This window comes from Streptomyces sp. NPDC041108, assembly GCF_055592645.1.
The window spans coordinates 402,852-418,808 of the sequence record NZ_JBVIYK010000007.1; the positions used below are offsets into that span (position 1 = coordinate 402,852).

At 72.1% G+C, this 15,957-nt stretch carries 18 protein-coding genes; 8 read left to right on the forward strand and 10 right to left on the reverse strand.

The features are described from left to right. Nucleotides 1-461: 461 nt before the first annotated feature. From ACZ6BB_RS22440 to ACZ6BB_RS22450, 3 genes are all read right to left on the reverse strand, one after another. Nucleotides 462-887: a DUF6003 family protein gene (locus tag ACZ6BB_RS22440; protein ID WP_471616910.1), complete on the reverse strand. Its 426-nt coding sequence runs from the start codon at nucleotides 885-887 to the stop codon at nucleotides 462-464. A 60-nt stretch (nucleotides 888-947) separates the two neighbouring features. After that, entirely contained in the window at nucleotides 948-2,171 is a 1,224-nt protein-coding gene (locus ACZ6BB_RS22445) for a phospholipase D-like domain-containing protein (protein ID WP_471616911.1), read from the reverse strand. Nucleotides 2,172-2,307: 136 nt separating this feature from the next. Further along, nucleotides 2,308-2,478, reverse strand: coding sequence for a hydrophobic protein (locus tag ACZ6BB_RS22450; RefSeq protein ID WP_471617018.1), 171 nt, complete (start codon nucleotides 2,476-2,478; stop codon nucleotides 2,308-2,310). Between the two features lie 139 nt (nucleotides 2,479-2,617). On the opposite strand from ACZ6BB_RS22450, the gene ACZ6BB_RS22455 reads away from it, so the two are divergent. Further along, nucleotides 2,618-2,791 (forward strand): CsbD family protein, encoded by a 174-nt coding sequence (locus ACZ6BB_RS22455; protein WP_471616912.1) that lies wholly within the window; start codon nucleotides 2,618-2,620, stop codon nucleotides 2,789-2,791. A 76-nt stretch (nucleotides 2,792-2,867) separates the two neighbouring features. Here the strand turns inward: ACZ6BB_RS22455 and ACZ6BB_RS22460 are convergent, their stop codons facing one another. The 3 genes from ACZ6BB_RS22460 to ACZ6BB_RS22470 are packed head-to-tail and all read right to left on the reverse strand — an operon-like array spanning nucleotide 2,868 to nucleotide 5,295. Next, nucleotides 2,868-3,206, reverse strand: coding sequence for an STAS domain-containing protein (locus tag ACZ6BB_RS22460; protein WP_471616913.1), 339 nt, complete (start codon nucleotides 3,204-3,206; stop codon nucleotides 2,868-2,870). Continuing rightward, nucleotides 3,203-4,492 (reverse strand): PP2C family protein-serine/threonine phosphatase, encoded by a 1,290-nt coding sequence (locus ACZ6BB_RS22465; protein WP_471616914.1) that lies wholly within the window; start codon nucleotides 4,490-4,492, stop codon nucleotides 3,203-3,205. Before ACZ6BB_RS22465 ends, ACZ6BB_RS22460 begins: the two co-directional genes overlap by 4 nt. Further along, the gene (locus ACZ6BB_RS22470; protein WP_471616915.1) at nucleotides 4,492-5,295 is read right to left on the reverse strand and encodes an alpha/beta fold hydrolase; all 804 of its coding nucleotides are present in this window, start codon (nucleotides 5,293-5,295) and stop codon (nucleotides 4,492-4,494) included. The genes ACZ6BB_RS22465 and ACZ6BB_RS22470 overlap by 1 nt, the downstream gene beginning before the upstream one ends. A gap of 188 nt (nucleotides 5,296-5,483) precedes the next feature. Here ACZ6BB_RS22470 and ACZ6BB_RS22475 point away from each other — a divergent pair, with 188 nt between their 5' ends. Beyond that, nucleotides 5,484-5,921, forward strand: a complete 438-nt coding sequence (locus ACZ6BB_RS22475; RefSeq protein ID WP_471616916.1) for an ATP-binding protein — start codon at nucleotides 5,484-5,486, stop codon at nucleotides 5,919-5,921. Between the two features lie 205 nt (nucleotides 5,922-6,126). On the opposite strand, the gene ACZ6BB_RS22480 is transcribed toward ACZ6BB_RS22475, so the two are convergent. After that, nucleotides 6,127-7,320, reverse strand: coding sequence for a PP2C family protein-serine/threonine phosphatase (locus tag ACZ6BB_RS22480; protein ID WP_471616917.1), 1,194 nt, complete (start codon nucleotides 7,318-7,320; stop codon nucleotides 6,127-6,129). Nucleotides 7,321-7,616: 296 nt separating this feature from the next. Here ACZ6BB_RS22480 and ACZ6BB_RS22485 point away from each other — a divergent pair, with 296 nt between their 5' ends. The 4 genes from ACZ6BB_RS22485 (at nucleotide 7,617) to ACZ6BB_RS22500 (ending at nucleotide 10,236) form a co-directional block, all read left to right on the forward strand. Next, nucleotides 7,617-8,081, forward strand: a complete 465-nt coding sequence (locus ACZ6BB_RS22485) for a DUF6153 family protein (RefSeq protein ID WP_471616918.1) — start codon at nucleotides 7,617-7,619, stop codon at nucleotides 8,079-8,081. Nucleotides 8,082-8,175: 94 nt separating this feature from the next. Beyond that, the gene (locus ACZ6BB_RS22490; RefSeq protein ID WP_471616919.1) at nucleotides 8,176-8,823 is read left to right on the forward strand and encodes a DUF305 domain-containing protein; all 648 of its coding nucleotides are present in this window, start codon (nucleotides 8,176-8,178) and stop codon (nucleotides 8,821-8,823) included. Nucleotides 8,824-8,959: 136 nt separating this feature from the next. After that, entirely contained in the window at nucleotides 8,960-9,328 is a 369-nt protein-coding gene (locus ACZ6BB_RS22495) for a BlaI/MecI/CopY family transcriptional regulator (protein ID WP_012998562.1), read from the forward strand. After that, a complete protein-coding gene (locus tag ACZ6BB_RS22500; RefSeq protein ID WP_471616920.1) occupies nucleotides 9,325-10,236 on the forward strand; it encodes a M56 family metallopeptidase in 912 nt (303 codons plus the stop codon). Before ACZ6BB_RS22495 ends, ACZ6BB_RS22500 begins: the two co-directional genes overlap by 4 nt. Before the next feature lie 77 nt (nucleotides 10,237-10,313). On the opposite strand, the gene ACZ6BB_RS22505 is transcribed toward ACZ6BB_RS22500, so the two are convergent. Beyond that, entirely contained in the window at nucleotides 10,314-11,021 is a 708-nt protein-coding gene (locus tag ACZ6BB_RS22505; RefSeq protein WP_471616921.1) for a DUF5134 domain-containing protein, read from the reverse strand. A 220-nt stretch (nucleotides 11,022-11,241) separates the two neighbouring features. On the opposite strand from ACZ6BB_RS22505, the gene ACZ6BB_RS22510 reads away from it, so the two are divergent. Then, complete coding sequence (locus ACZ6BB_RS22510) at nucleotides 11,242-11,781, forward strand: DUF4396 domain-containing protein (RefSeq protein ID WP_471616922.1); 540 nt, start codon at nucleotides 11,242-11,244, stop codon at nucleotides 11,779-11,781. 95 nt (nucleotides 11,782-11,876) lie between these two features. Then, a complete protein-coding gene (locus tag ACZ6BB_RS22515) occupies nucleotides 11,877-13,322 on the forward strand; it encodes an FG-GAP and VCBS repeat-containing protein (RefSeq protein WP_471616923.1) in 1,446 nt (481 codons plus the stop codon). A 200-nt stretch (nucleotides 13,323-13,522) separates the two neighbouring features. Here the strand turns inward: ACZ6BB_RS22515 and ACZ6BB_RS22520 are convergent, their stop codons facing one another. Beyond that, the gene (locus ACZ6BB_RS22520) at nucleotides 13,523-14,086 is read right to left on the reverse strand and encodes a snapalysin family zinc-dependent metalloprotease (RefSeq protein ID WP_471616924.1); all 564 of its coding nucleotides are present in this window, start codon (nucleotides 14,084-14,086) and stop codon (nucleotides 13,523-13,525) included. 117 nt (nucleotides 14,087-14,203) lie between these two features. Continuing rightward, nucleotides 14,204-15,901 carry a ricin-type beta-trefoil lectin domain protein gene (locus ACZ6BB_RS22525; RefSeq protein ID WP_471616925.1) on the reverse strand — a complete coding sequence of 566 codons (1,698 nt, stop codon included), beginning with the start codon at nucleotides 15,899-15,901 and terminating at the stop codon, nucleotides 14,204-14,206. Between the last annotated feature and the right edge of the window lie 56 nt (nucleotides 15,902-15,957).

Consider the following 15,957-nt stretch of genomic DNA (forward strand, 5'->3'; position numbering starts at 1 on the left):
CGAGGTCCACGCGGACGGTGTCCCGCGCCTGCCGGCGGCGCCTCGTGTCCCTGGGAGGTTGCCACTACCGCCGACCGATGCCCGGGCCGGGCGCTCGGAAGACCGTCGACCCGCTTCGGCGGCGTTCCCGAACCGTGCGCCGGGCTCGACGCAGAGCACCGGCCTCCGCGATCCGGCCCGCTCCACGGCCGGCTCCGGCTCCGGCTCCGGCTCCGGCTCCGGCGAACGCCTCTCCCCCACCGTCCGCGAGGAACCGCTCGCCCCGGGCACAGTGGGCCTTGGCGGCCTCGGCCGCCTGGTCTGCCGGGGCGCACAACATCCCCTCTTCCTGGGCCACTTCGCGCCGAGGCGTACCTGCCCGCGCGGCGCCCGGCCATCGCGGTCTCCGCCCGAGTCCGGCTGCCCCGGCCCTCCTCACCCGAGCCGCCGACCGGGCCGCAGGGGCCGCGTGCGGCCCGTCGTCAGCCGTTCGCTGCGGCCGTCACCGTGGCGGGGTCCACCCCGGTCAGCTCGACGATGCGGTGCGGCGGCACACCGGCGGCCAGCGCGCGTGCGATCAGCCCGTCCCGGCCGTCCGCGCTGTCGCGGTAGGCGAGCAGTTCCTCCTCGACCTGCGCGAGCGGTTCGGGTGCCAGCTGGTGGCGTACCCGGCTCAGTTCCTCGTCGCTCAGCGGGACGGGCAGACGCTCCGCGCCCTCGGGAATGGCGGCGGTCTCCTCCGGTGGCAGCAGGCGCAGGTGCGGGGAGTTCGGCGCGCTGCCCTGGGCGTCCAGCCAGGCGCGTACCGCCGGAGTCTCCATGCACGTGAGACCGTCGACGGCGGCGGGGGCCACGCCGAGCGGCGCTGACACGTCGTCGAGCAGGAACAGATAGGCGTCGTCGGTCATCCTCGGCTCTTTCTCCACGGGGGCCAGATCGACATCCCTCTACCCCGGCGCGGGGCGGTGTCACAGGAAACGGCGGATGGGTTGCACCGCCATCTCCCTGGCTCTCTGCACGACGGATCGTCTCTTCCAGCGACCGGCCCGGACCGGCTCGCTCACCTCGATGTCCGCGTCGAAATGGCCGTCGAGGGTGGAGGTGAACCGGTCGTCGAGGACGGCGAGCATGATCTCCTCGTCGTGGTCGAGGGAACGGCGGTTGAAGTTGGTCGAACCGATCAGCGCGGCGACGCCGTCGACGGTGATGACCTTGGCGTGCATCATCGTGGGCTGGTACTGGTAGATCTTCACTCCACGGGCGATGAGGTCCTCGTAGTGGTGCTGGCCGGCCAACTGGCAGACCCGCTTGTCGGTGTGCGGTCCCGGCAGCAGGATCTCCACCCGGACCCCGCGCCGGGCGGCGGCGCACAGCAGCTCGACGAAGTACGCGTCGGGCGAGAAGTAGGCGGTGGCCAGGCGGAAGCGCTCCTCGGCGGACTCCAGCATGACGCGGATCAGGGTCTGCATGTCCTGCCAGCCGATGCTGGCCGAGCCGCGCACCACCTGGACGATCGCGTCGCCCTGCGGGCGGTGCTCGACGAACCGGTCCCGTTCGTCGAAGAGTTCGTCATGGCACTCGGCCCAGTTCTGCGCGAACGCGGCGGCCACACCGTCCACGGCGGGTCCGCGGATCTGGACGTGCGTGTCACGCCACTCGTTCTCGTCGCGCGCGTCGCCGCACCATTCCTGGGCGATGCCCACCCCGCCGGTGAACGCGATCTCCTCGTCGACGACGAGGACCTTGCGGTGACAGCGGTGGTTCTGTTTGAGCGGGGAGAGGTACAGCGGCTTGCGGAACCAGGCCACTTGCACGCCGGCCCGCTCCATCGTCTCCAGTTGCTCGGTCTCGATCAGCCGGCTGCCGAACCCGTCCAGCAGCAGCCGTACCCGGACACCCGCGCGGGCGCGCTCCGCGAGGGCCTCGGCGAACTCGCGGGCGATGTCTCCCCGCCAGTACACGAACGTCATCATGTCCACCGTGTGCTCGGCACGGCGGATGGCGGTCAGCATCGCGGCGAAGATCTCGTCTCCGTTGCGCAACGCGGTGAGCGCGTTGCCCTCGGTCGCGGCGACCCCGATCAGGCGCTCCAGGCGTCGGCGTATCCGTGTGACCCGGTACTCGACGGACGGTGTGCCCGGCTGCCCGGGGACAGGTGACGTCAGCTCGGACGGTTCCTGCGTACTGGTCATGACATCCCTTAACCCGAAAGACGTGGCGGAAACGTGGACGGAAGGCGGCAGGTGCCAGGCTCTGGGCGGTGGTCGCACGCGTGGGGCCCGGCCGTCGGAACGGCCGGGCCCCACGCGTGGTGCGGTGCGTTTCAGGTCACCATCGATACCAGCGGCCGCGGGTACCGCCCGCGTTGGTGGAGCGCATCACGAAGCCCAGCAGCCACAGCACCAGTACGGCGAGGGCGACCCACCACAGAATCTTCAGGGCGAAACCCGCACCGAAAAGGATCACCGCGAGAAGCAGAACCAGAAGCAGGGGAACCATAGTCATCAACCTCCTGCGCTCCGTCTGCCCTGCCGATACTCCTCCACTCCTCACAATTTCCTTGTTTGTGAAGGCATGGTCAGGGCACCTGCAGCACTACCGCGACAGCGGCACAGGACGCTACGAGGAGGCATGTTCCATGAGCGCCGGCGAAAAGGCCAAGGCGAAGACCGAGCAGGCCGAGGGCAAGGCCAAGGAGGTTCTGGGGCGCGCCCTCGGCAACGACCGTATGGCCGCCGAGGGACAGACGCAGCAGAGCAAGGGTGACGCGCGCGAGGCCAAGGAGAAGACCAAGGACGCGTTCAAGCACTGACGCCTCGCACACGATCGAGGGCCTCCCCGCACGTCTTGCGGGGAGGCCCTCGATCGTGTGCGGAACACCGCCGGGGTCAGGGCCGGGTGGCCGAGTGGATGTCGGGGTGGATCGGAAAGATCTGGTCGAGGCCGACGATGCGCAGCACGCGCAGGGTGTGCGGAGGGACGGCCGCGAGGGCGATGTCCGCCTCGGCGGCGAGGGCGTGGCCGCGGGCCGCGAGCAGGGCGGTGATTCCGCTGGAGTCGCAGAACTCCATGGCGGCCAGGTCCAGGACGAGCCGCCGGCCCGGCTGGAGGGTGAGCGTGCTCAGCAGCGCGCGCAGCTCGGATGCGCTGGTGTGGTCGAGTTCGCCGCCGATCTCCAGGACGGGACCGGTGGCTGTGTGTCGCGTGGTGATCTTCAGCGGGCTCATCGTGGGTTCGTCGTCTGTGGGTCGAGGGCGGGAACGCCGAGGGCGAGCAGGGCGGTGTCGTCGTCGAGGCCGTCGCCGAAGCCGTGCAGGAGGTCCGTCAGGGCCTGGACCACGGCCCGTGGGGCCAGGCCGGCCCGGTCGGCGGCGAACGCCAGGAGCCTTTCGTCCCCGAACAGGGTCGTGCGGTCCTCACCGGTGCGGGCCTCGGTGATGCCGTCGGTGTAGAGCAGCAGTGTGTCGCCGGGGGCGAGGACGGTGGTGGCACCGACGAAGGGCGCGGACGGTACGACACCGACGAGGAGCCCGCCCGGGGTGGACAGGAAGTCGGCCGTGCCGTCCGCACGCAGGACGAGGGCCGGGGGGTGGCCTCCCGAGGCGAGCCGGACGGTGACCTTGCCCGCCGTGGGGTCCGGTTCGAGCACGCCGAAGACGGCCGTGCAGTAGCGGGGGTCCCCGCCCTGGGCGTACCGCTCGTGGAGCACCCGGTTGAGGGTGGACAGGGCGGAGACGGGATCGGGGTCGTGCAGGGCTGCCGCGCGCAGGGTGTAGCGGGTGAGTGAGGTGAGCGCGGCGGCCTGGGGGCCCTTGCCGCACACGTCACCGAGGAAGAAGGCGAAGCGTTCGCCGTCGACGGGGAAGACGTCGTAGAAGTCGCCGCCCAGCCGGTCGGGAGAGGCGGTGTGGTAGTAGGCGGCCGTCTCCATCCCGGGCAGGGACGGCAGGGTGGCGGGCAGCAGTGACTGCTGGAGCACGGCGAGCGCGTCCTGGAGGCGGGCGCGGTCGGCCTCGGCCTGTGCGCGCGCCTCTTCGGCGGCTTTACGGCCGCGCAGGAGCTCCTCCTCGTAGGCGCGCCGGTCCCGGGCGTCGAAGACGGTGGTGCGGATCAGTGTCGGCTGGCCGCTGCCGCCCAGCTTGACCGCGGAGGAGACCAGGACGGGCACGCGTCCGCCGCCGCTCTGCCTGATCTCCAGGGCTATGCCGCCGATCTCGCCCTGCAGGCGCAGCAACGGCGCGAAGTGCGTCTCGTGATACAGCTTGCCGCCCATGGTCAGCAGGTCGGTGAACCGCATCCGGCCCACCACCGCCTCGCGCTCCAGGCCGAGCCATCCGAGCAGGGTGGCGTTGATCTTCGCGATGGTGCCGTCCATGAGCGTGGACAGATAACCGCACGGCGCGCTCTCGTACAGTTCCTCGGCGCAGTCCTCCAGCAGCGCGGCGAACGCCCCGTTCGCCGTCTCCTCGCCGCCCCTGCCCCGCGGGTCGGGCTGCTGCCCGGTCCGGCACATCAACGCAGGCCGGCCAGGAAGTCGGTGATCGCCTCGTTGGTGGCCTCCGGCGCGGACAGGTGCGGGCAGTGTCCGGTCGCATCCAGCGTGACCAGGGTCGAGCCGGGGATCACCCGGTGGAGGAAGGCGCCGACCTCGCGCGGGGCGATGACGTCCTGGGTGCAGTCGATCACCAGCGTCGGCACCCGCACGGCCTTCACGTCGTCCCGCGAGTCGGACAGGAAGGTCGCCCGTGCGAAGACCCGCGCCATGTCCGGGTCGGTGGCGCAGAAACTGTTCGTCAGTTCCTCCCCCAGCTCGGGCCGCTCCGCGTTGCCCATGATCACCGGAGCCATCGCGGCCGACCAGCCCAGGTAGTTCGACTCCAGCGACGCCAGCAGTTCGTCGATGTCCTCGGCGCTGAATCCGCCCCGGTAACCGTCGTCGTCGATGTACCGCGGCGACGGAGCGACCATCACCAGCGCCCCGATGCTCTCCGGGGCCATGCCGACGGCCAGTGCCCCGATCATCGCGCTGACGGAGTGACCCACGAACACCGCGTCGCGGACATCGAACGCCTCGCACACCTCCACCACGTCCCGGGCGTAGCCGTCGAGGGAGGCGTACCGGCTCTCCGAGAAGGCGGAGGGATCCGCACGGCCCGAACCCACGTAGTCGAACAGCACCACTCGGTACCGCTCCACCAGAGCCGGCACCGTCAGCCGCCACATGTTCTGATCACAGCCGAACCCGTGAGCCAGCACCACCGTGCGCCCCTGCGGGTTGCCGATGACGTTGACGTTGTTCCTGCGACCGATGTCCATCGGGACAGTCTCGCAGGTCCCGAGGGGTGTCCCAGGAGGAGGAGCGCCCCCGTGGACGACTCATGAAGAGTCCATGGAGGAGGCCCCACGACAAGTGCCTCATGAACGGGACGCCAGCGGGTAGGCGAATGACGCGATACCGGCAACTCGTGATGAAAAGACAAGGAACGACCCACGGGAAGAGTTCTATGGTCACCCCGCTTGAAGATCGGGCATCGGAGGAAGAGGGATCCGCGACGCCCCTGCGCTACAGCGCCGCCTGGGACACGGCGGACGCGTCGATCGCCGACGCCCGCACAGCCGTGCGCGCGCTGCTGGCGCGGGCCGGTCACGATCCCCGCCACCGGCCGAGTCAGGACGCCCAGCTCGTCGTCAGTGAACTGGTCACCAACGCGCTGCGCCACGCGCCCGGCCCGGGCGCCCTGGCTCTGGAAGTGACGCCCGACGCCGCTCTGCTGCGCATCGCCGTCCGGGACAGCTCCCCTCGCCGGCCCGAACCGCGGGCGCACGACGCGCGCCGGGTCGGCGGCCACGGCCTGTACCTGGTCGCCCGGCTCTGCGACCACCTGCAGACCGTCGCCCTGAAATCCGGCAAGCAGATCGTCGCCCACCTGCAGCTGTGTTAGGGGCCCTGCTGGCGGATCTCCGCGGACGCCGCGCAGATCCGTGTGCCCTGGCCTCCCGCCCGGCCGTCGTCCACCATCGGTCGTGGGCGGCGGCCGGCGGCGTCACCGGAGCGGCCGCCCGAGCAGCCGAGCGAACGAATCCCCGAAAAAGCCCGGGCCTTCACGCCGTCACGGGTGCGGCGCGGGGCTCCGGGCGGGCGACGGCTCAACCGCGCGGTTCCGGCGCGATGTGGGCCGATCGGTCGGGGGTGCCGTGCCAGTCCAGTATCAGCACCGTGGCGTCGTCCTTGAGGTTGCCGTGGCACGCGTCGAGCACGGCGGCGGTCATGCTCCGGACGGCTTCCCGCGGGTGCAGCGCGCGGGTGTCGTGCGCGACCGAGAACAGATCGGCTGCCGCGGCACCACGGTCCTGCATGCCGTCGGTGAGCAGGATCAGGCGGTCTCCGGGGAGCAGTCGCAGTTCCTGGAGGCGGTACGGGGTGGGTGCCGCCACCCCGAAGGGCAGGTTGACGGCGAGTGCGACCTCCTCGACGACGCCGTCACGCACCCGCAGTGGCCAGGGGTGGCCGGCGTTGACCAGTTCGCACCGCCCTGTCTCCAGTTCGACGCAGAGCAGTTGGCCGGTGGCCAGGCCCCGGCTGTGCCGCAGCAGGGCCTGATGGGCGTGGTCGGCCTGTTTGAGGGCGTCACAGCCGCTGCGCCGCGCGCGTCTCAGTGCGCCGACCAACAGCGTGGCCAGCAGGGCGGAGTTGGTGTCGTGCCCCATGGCGTCGGTGATGGACAGATGGAGCAGGTCGCGGTCGAGTGTGTAGTCGTAGGTGTCTCCGCCGATGTCGTCGGCGGGAACCAGCCCGGCGGCGAGGGTGAACTGCGGCGCCTCGCAGCAGGAGGCCGAGGGGAGCAACTGGTGCTGGATCTCGGCGGCCAGGCTGGTATCGGTGGTGCGCCGGCTCAGGTGGTAGAGGTCGGTGAAACGACCGTCGGTGACGATGATGTAGGCCAGCGCGTGCGCCGCGTCACGGACCTGGTGGAGCACGGCCTCGTCGGCGGACTGCAGGGTCACTTCCAGGAGGCCGATGCAGTCACCGCGGTTGCTGACCGGTGTGACGACCCGTAGTCCGCCCTGGCCGTCGTCCTCCACGAACTGGCGCTGAGCGCGCAGGACGCTGTCGTAGATGCTGCCCCGCAGAGGTATGGGCCCGGCGCCGTCCGCCGTCTCTTCGCCGGCCGCGACAAGCCGTACCAGTTGTTGACCGATGAGGTCGACGAACAGGAAGGACACACGCTCCGCACCGAACCGCTTCTGCAGGTCGTGTGCCACCACATCGACAGACTCACCGGGCGGGGCCGCCTCCGCGGCGGCCAACAACTCACCCAGCTCCAGATCTCCACCCTCCACGACAACCTCCCGTCGGTTGCCGCAACTTCTTCCCCGAGACTCCACGGAATCACATGGTGCGTCCGTTTTGGCCGGTCAGGGGTGTCGAGGGCCGGTCCCTGCCCACCGAACCGGCCGGGCGAGGGCGCGGGGGGCGGGCGCCCGGTCCGGGCGACCGGTGCGGCACCGTCGGCCAGTGGGCTTCGTCACTAAACCGCTTAGTAGATCAGTAGAAATCGCCCTCTCCTCCGGCAGAGACGGCTCCCTTTGGATACCGTCGGACCGGGAGATGTCGAACCGTCGCTGAGGAGTCCCGTATGCGGGCCGGCAGGTGCGTGCGCGCAGGAGGTGCCCTGGGGCAGCTGTTGCTCGTCGTCGTGCTCGCGCTGGGGGTCTTCGCGATGCACGGCATGGGTCATCCCGGGGAGTCGGCGCACTCCACCACGGGCAGCGCGTCCACCATGGCCGCGACGGACCCGTCCGGCGTGTCCGCTGCGCATCACGAACCGGTGGGGGCGGCCGTGGGCGGGGGCACCGGCGGCCATGGCGCCGACGCGCCGGATCCGTCGTCCTCGCACGGGCCCGCCATGGCGATGGACATGCTGTCGCTCTGTGTGGCGGTGCTGCTCGGCGGCTGGGTGCTCTCCGCGCTGCTCGCGTCGGCGCTCACGCGCTGCCGGACGTGGTCGGCCCGGCTTCTCGCACGGGTCGCCGCCGCCGCGCGGCCGAACCCCCCACCCCGCGGACCCGATCTCACCCGTCTGTCCGTTCTGCGGCTGTAGGCCGAACCGCTCTCGCGGGCGCGCGACATGCGCGGACCCGCGGCTTCGCCTGCTCTCGAACAGCCGATGAACCCACATCACGAGGTGAACCCACATGACCGCACTCCCGCACACCCCGCGCCTCCGGCACGTACGACGCGCCGTCGCCGCCGGCATCGTCGCAGCCGGGACCCTGCTCCTGACCGCCTGCGGCAACGACATGAACGGCATGGACCACGGCAGCGGCAAGGCCTCCGCGTCGACGACGGCGTCCCCGACCGGCGAGGCCGCGTCCACCGGCTTCAACGAGGCCGACGTCGCGTTCGCGCAGATGATGATCCCCCACCACGAACAGGCTCTGGAGATGGCCCGGCTGGCCGAGGACCGGGCGTCCGACGCGGAGATCAAGGAGATCGCCGGAACGATCGAGAAGGCCCAGGACCCCGAGATCAGGACGATGAAGGGATGGCTGAAGTCCTGGAACGAGCCGACCGACGCCGCGTCCATGCCCGGTATGGAGCACGGTGACGGGGACGGCATGATGGCCGACTCGGACATGGAGCACCTCAAGGGGGCGAAGGACGCCGAGTTCGACGCGATGTTCGCCGAGATGATGATCGAGCATCACAACGGTGCCATCGCCATGGCCCGGGAGGAGCAGCAGGACGGCGAGAACACCGACGCGACGGCCCTGGCCGGTGACATCGTGAAGGGCCAGTCCGCCGAGGTCGAGCGGCTGAAGGACATCCTCGACCGGCTCTGACGGACCCCTGGCGCGAGCCGACCCGGTCGGCTCGCGCCGCAGCGGCGGGCCGGCCGACTCGCTCACCGCTCCGGGACGCCATCTACCATGCCCTTGCGTATTCACTGCGCGTGGGCGGCGAAAGGGAGTCGGGGTCGTGCGACGGCTGGGGGAACTGGAGGCGGAGATCATGGACCGCCTGTGGACGTGGAACCGTCCGGCCACGGTGCGCGAGGTCGTGGACGATCTCAACAGGACCCGTCCGGTCGCCTACACCACCGTGATGACCGTCACCAACATCCTCTACAACAAGGGCTGGTTGCTGCGGGGCAAGCAAGGTCGCGCCTGGCTGTACTCACCGGTGCGCAGCCGTGAGGCGTATGCCGCCGCCCTGATGGAGGACGGCCTGGGCGCGAGCAAGGACCGTCCGGCCGCCCTCGTCCACTTCGTCGAGAACATGACCGAGGAGGAGCAGGCCGCCCTGCGCAAGGCGTTGCGCGCGGTGGGACGGCAGGCGAAGCCGTGAACGCGGCCCTCGCTCTCGGCACCTACACGCTCCTCGTGGGCTTCGTGGCCCCGCGCCTCCTTCTGCGGTCGGGCTGGCCGCACCGGGCACCTGTCCTGGCCCTGACGGTCTGGCACGCCCTGGCGCTCTCCTTCGCGCTCGGGACCGCACTGACCGCGTACCACCTGTTCATGCCCATGGAGCACGCGCACGAGGGGCTGTCGGGGCTGCTGCATTCCTGCGGGTTCGACATGGGCGTGGGCGGTCCCGGCCCTGACATCGCGGGACGCCTCTCCGTCGCGCTTCCCTCCGCACCGGGGATCGCCCTCGCGGCCGGCTTCGCCTTCCATGTCGCACGAGCCAGGCTGGCGCGGACCCGGCACCGGGAGGCGGTGGACCTGGTGGGCCGCCGTTCGGTCCGGCTGGGCGCCACCGTGCTGCCGTACGACGTCCCGGCCGCCTACTGCCTGCCCGGCCGCCGGCCCAGGATCGTGGTCAGTGAGGCGGCCGTACGGGAGCTGGCGCCGGAGCAGCTCGCGGCCGTACTGGCGCACGAGCGGGCCCACATCGCCGGCCGCCATCATCTGGCGCTCGCCGGCGCGGCGGCGTTCCACTCGGTCTTCCCCCTGCTCCCCCTGGCCCGCCAGGTCCGCGAACAGACCGCACTCCTGCTGGAGATGATCGCCGACGACCGGGCCCTGCGAACCCACTCCGACGGGGCCCTGGCGACGGCGATGTACACGATGGCGGCGGCCCGGACGCCGCAGGACGCGTTCGCGGCGGGTGGCCGGACGGTCCTGATCCGGATGCGGCGGGTGCTCGGGCCGCGCACCGCTCCGCACCCCGCCCTCCGGGGCGCCATGGCGGCCGCGACCGCCGCCGTACCGCTGTTGCCCCTGCTGTTCGCCTGCCCGCTCGGCGTCGGCTGAGGGGTGCGGACGCGGTTCGGGTGATGGGCCCCGGCCCGCGCGGGCACGGTCACACGGGCACGGTCACGTGGGCACGGTCACGCGGCCATCATCAGCAGCATCGTCGCCATGGAGCCGCCCATGCCGACATGTCCGGCCAGGCGCGCGTTCGGCGCGGAGAACACCGCGGGCGTCCGGGTGGCTCGGCGGTGGCGGGCCTTCGCGGCGGGCGGAGCGGACGGTCCGCCCGAGTGCCGTGTCCGGGCACGTACGGCCAGGGCCACGACGGCCACGAAGTAGGCGGCCAGCGCCCAGAAGACGGCGCGCCACACGAGCGCGGAACCGGACATGGCCGCGGCCTCGGTCACGCCGTGGGCGCTCGCGTCCGCCGTCCCGGCCGCGGCTCCGTGCCCGTGCCCGTGCCCCGACGAGCCCGCCAGGGCGAGCGTGGGGCCCGAGGCGGCACCGGGCATGGCGAGCGTCATCAGCACCATGGCCGCGCTGCCGATCACCACATGGGCGGTATGCCCGAGGTGCCGCACGCCGCTCCGGGCGGCCTGCCGTACGGACACCGCCACACCCCCGAGGCAGAGCGCGGCGAACACCGCCGCCCACCACATGCCGTACGTCCCGTAGAGGACCGCCGTCGGAGGTGCCGCCATCACGGCCATCCCCCCGCCCATCACGGCCTCGGCCCCCGCCTCGAACCGGGCCCGGCCGCCGACCAGTGCCGTGCGTACGAGGTTCCCCACGGCCACCCCGGCGCCCAGCGTCGTCAGCGTCCAGCCGAGCAGGTCTCCCGTCATGTCACCACTCCTTCGCGGCACCGGGGATTCCGGCTCACCGCTCCGTTCGTCGGCCACTACGTATCTGCTTAGTACGTACTGATCGGTGTTCCGGCTCACCGGGGCGGGTGTGACGTTTCGGAAGGAAGGGCCGAGCAGGCCTCGCCATATACCCCCCAGGGGTATACTCTGGCGACGACCGAGGGACAGGACCACACGGACGAGAAGGGGATGAACGGGCATGGACCACAGCGCTCACCACGACGGCGCCGGGCATGACCACACCGCCGGCGAGCACCACCAGGGCCACTCCGCCCACGGGGCACCCCATGAGCCGGGGCACGGCGGCGCATCCTGGGCGATGGCGGCGAAGGCGACGCTGCACTGCCTGACCGGGTGCGCCCTCGGCGAGATCCTCGGCATGGTGGTCGGCACGGCCCTGCTGTGGGGCAATGTGCCGACCATGGTGCTGGCCATCGCGCTCGCGTTCGTGTTCGGCTATTCGTTCACCCTGTTCGCGGTGCGCCGGGCCGGACTGGGCTGGAAGAGCGCGCTGAAGGTGGCCCTGGCCGCCGACACCGTCTCGATCGCCGTGATGGAGCTGGTCGACAACGCGATCATCGCCCTCACCCCGGGAGCCATGGACGCCCATCTCGACGACGGTCTCTTCTGGTCGGCGCTCCTGGGCGGGTTCGCGGTCGCCTTCCTGATCACCACGCCCGTGAACAAGTGGATGATCGGACGCGGCAGGGGCCACGCCGTGGTCCACGCCTACCACTGACACCCTCTCCCTCTGACCTCGTCCTCCGCCCCGTACAACCGTTTGTGCACCCAGAAGGTCGTACGGGCGTCGGATTCTCAGACAGGAGCAGTACGTTGCGCAGACGCACCCTGACCGTGGCCACGGCCACCGCCGCCCTCGCCCTCGCCGTCACCGGGCTCGGCGTCCCCGCGGCCGTCGCGGCACCCTCCGGTCTGGCGGACGACTTCGACGGCGACGGCTACCGCGACCTCGCCATCGGTACGCCGAAGGCGAGCGGCGGCACGGTCACCGTCCTCTTCGGCTCCGCCGCCGGCGTCAGCCCGAGCCGGTCGGTGAACGTCACCCAGAACACCCCGGGCGTACCCGGTGCCTCGGAGAGCGTGGACAGGTTCGGCGAGAACGTCACCAGCGGCGATGTGAACCACGACGGTTACGCCGATCTGATCGTCGGGGCGCCCGGCGAGGAGGTCACCGGCAAGCCGCGCGGCTCGGTGACGATCGTCTGGGGCGGCGCGAAGCCGTTCACCTCCGGCGGCATGGTGCTGACCGCGCCCACCGCCGAGGCGGACGGCTTCGGCGAGAGCGCGGCCTTCGCCGACCTCGACGGGGACGGCAGCCCGCAGCTGGCCGTCGTCGGCAGCGACACGTTCTGGTGGTACGGCGACGGCGGGCCCACGCAGGACGGCGCGCTCGCCCCCGAGATGGACTTCCTGCCGGACGGCGTCCAGCTCGACGGCATCGTGGCCGGCCACTTCTCCTCCAAGGACGGCGGCAACGGCTACGAGTACGTCCTGCACGGCCGCCGGTACGACGAGGACGGCTTCCCACTGCCCGGCTACGTGGGCGTACTGCGCGGTGGCCCCGGCGACGTCGGCTCCGTCCACGCCATCCTCAGCGACGACGGGACGACCGGCTCCGCCGCGTGGCGGTCGGCGGCCGTCGCGACGGGCGACATCAACGGCGACGGATACGAGGACCTGGTCACCGCCGACGAGGCGGGCGCCAAGGGCGGCTCGATCATGGTGCGGTACGGCTCGGCGTCCGGTCTGCCGCACAAGGGCAGCACATACCACCAGGACACCCCCGGCGTCCCGGGCACCGACGAGGTCTACGACAGGTTCGGCGCGGCGCTCGCCCTGGGCGACGTGACGGGCGACGGCCGCGCGGACCTCGCGGTCGGCGCCCCGGACGAGACCGTGGACGGCAAGCGCTACGTCGGCAACGTCGTGCTCCTCAAGGGCGGCCCGAACGGCCTGACCACGACCGGCGCCCAGTCCTTCCACCAGGCCACGGCGGGAGTACCGGGCGCGGCCGAGGCGGGGGACCACTTCGGCTCCTCGCTCCGCCTGCGCGACATCAACGGCAACGGCAAGGCCGATCTGGCGATCGGCGCGGACGGCGAGGACATCCTGCCGAACGGCTACGACGACGGAGCGGCCTGGGTGCTGCGGGGCTCGGCGTCCGGCCTGACGACCACGTCGGCGACCTCGTTCAACGCGACGGACTTCGGCTACCCGGTGGTGGCGGGCCGCAAGTTCGCGGACGTGTTCGCCCGCTGAGCGGCCACGGAACGCGCCCGGCACCGGGGCGCCCGGCACCGAGGCGGGGGCGACGGGCCCGGCGGTGCCGCTCCGCGTGATGCGCGCCCCCGGTGTGCCCGGCGCGTGAACGCCCGCCGGGCACACCGGGCGGGCGTTCGGCGCGGGTCCGCCCGGCGCCGACGGGCGCCGGGCGGTGCTCACCCGCGGTGCGGCACGCGTCAGTCGACGATCACCTCGGTGCGCGCCGCCGGGGCCCGCCCGACGAGCAGGCCGCCGAAGTTGCCCTCGACCTCCGACTTCTCCGCGGCGTTGGGATACGGGTTCGTGCACGCGATGCCACCCGTGGAGCCGGACATCAGGCTCGAACACGGTCCGGGCTTGCGGTCGGGCAGACCGAGGATGTGCCCGAGTTCGTGGGCGGAGATACGGATCGTGTTGTAGCCCTGGTCGACGGCCTGGCGCCCGATGTAGACGGTGCCGTTGCCCAGGGTCGTGGGCAGGGCGCGCGGCCAGCCGTTGTCGGCGAGGACCCGGATGTTCGCGCGTTGCCCGGTGGCGACCGGCCGCAGTTCGACGGCGTCGACACTCTCGTTCCAGATCGCCGCGCCCCGGTCGACCGCGCTTCTGAACTCCGCCGAACCACTGGCGTCGTAGGTGAAGACACGGGCGGCCGCGGAGACATCGGCCGTGTCGGCGGAAGCGGCCACGGCCTGGCCACCGGTCAGGGACAGGGACACCACCAGCGCCGCGGTCAGGGCACCGGTCAGCGTGCGGACGTGCATGATCGACCTCCTCGTGGGGGAAGGGGTAGTCGTGCTCATGACATTATTGGGTCCATGCCCCGTGCGACGGAGGTGAATCCGTCAATCAGCGGGGCACGGGGCGAGCGGCGTCGGCGCTCATGAGACCGCGTCGGGGAACCCCTCGTCGGTGAGCCAGCGTTGGGACCTGCGGACCCGGTCCTGCGGGACGGGCTCCAGGAGGATGATCGCCCCCTCGGCCCGGCGCACCGGCGTCACGGCCACACCGGGCTCGGCGACGAGCGTGAGGAGGCCGTCGGACGCCAGGTCGTAGCGTGTGTCCGCCGACCCCTCGCCGTCCCGCGCGGCCGCGCACGGCCGCAGGGCGACGGTGCCCTGCGGCTCGGCGTTCAGACACAGTTCGGGAGCCGCCTGGTTGCGCAGGCGTCCCTTCCGGTCCCAGCGCCACAACTGGCTCGCCGACTCTTCGCACCGGGCCGTCACCGCGGGAGTGCCCGGCACCACGGCCGAAGCGCGCAGGTCGAGGCAGAGCCCCGTCCGCACGTTGCGCAGCCGCGTCACCGGGGCCTCGGTCGCCCCCGGGGCGAGTGACGTGCCTGAGGAGGGGGATGCGCCTGAGGACGGAGATGTTGCGGGGGCCGGAGCCACGGCGGACGGCGCGGAAGCGGTCGGGGACGGGCTCGCCGTCGGCACGGCCACCGAACCGCCCACCGCCTCGCTGTCGCCGCCGGCTCCGCCGAGGGCCATCGGAGACGCCGCGATCACCCCGCACAGCAGCACCCCCAGGGCGGCCGGCAGCGGCCACCGGCGCCACCGCGGCGCGGGACGGTCCCCCTCCGAGGGCCGGGCCTCCGCCCGCACGGACCGCGCGGCGGGCTCCGGCCGTCCGTCGGCCGATGTCCGGTTGAGGGTGTCGGCCGACGGTCCCGGCCGCTCCTGACGGCCGGGCCGGGTCGCGAGGTAGTCCGCCGCACGGAATGCCAGTACCGCCTCCGCGAGCAGGGTGGGGAGCCGTTCGGGGGACTGGTCGAGCTGGTCCACGGCCGCGCGGCAGTAGGAGCAGCCGTCGAGGTGGTCGCGTACCTCCGCCATCGTCTCCGTGGCTCCCCGGCGGGCGTGGACGTCGATGAGCCGGTGGAGGCGGCGGCAGCGCTCGTCGCGAGCGCGGTCGAGGTGGAGCCGTACGCACTCGTCGCGCAGCAGGGTGCGGGCGCGTTCGGGGTTCAGCAGGGCGGGTTCCGTGCCGACCATGGCGGCGACCGCCTCGATGTCCTCGGCCTCGACGACGGTGTGCCACAGCAGCGTCTGAGCGCGGTGCGGCAGGTTGTGGAAGGCGCGCAGGACCAGGCCCCTGGCACCGCTGCCCCGGTCGGTGCCGGGCAGGGACCGGCGGGCGTCGTCGGCCACGTCGTCCCGCAGGTCGGGGTGGAGGGAGGAGCGCCGGTCGTCCGCGTTCCACTCCCGGGCGGCGTCGAGGACCGCGGAGAGCAGCCGCGGCCGCCACGGGAAGTCCGCTCCGGCATGGGCCGCCACGTCGCCATAGGTGGTCCGGAAGGCCAGACCGGCCAGCCGCTCGGCAACGCCCCGGTTCTGCTCCGCGCCCCGGTCCTGCTCCGCGCACAGGGACGCGTACCGCAGGACCGACGCGCCGTGCAGTGCCGGCAGGCCACCGGCCGGGGGCACCCCGGCTCCGCGCCCGGCCTCCACGGACTCCGCGTGCGCGAACTGCGCGTGCGCGAACTCCGGAGGCGCGGCGGGCTCGTGGCCGACGTCCTCCCCGGGCGCCACACCCTCTGGTCCGCTGTTCGCAGCCGCCACCACGGGAGCACCATCCATGAATTGGGTCCCCTCCCTGTTCCGTACGGTCGATACGGCCGTCCGCGGCTCCGTGC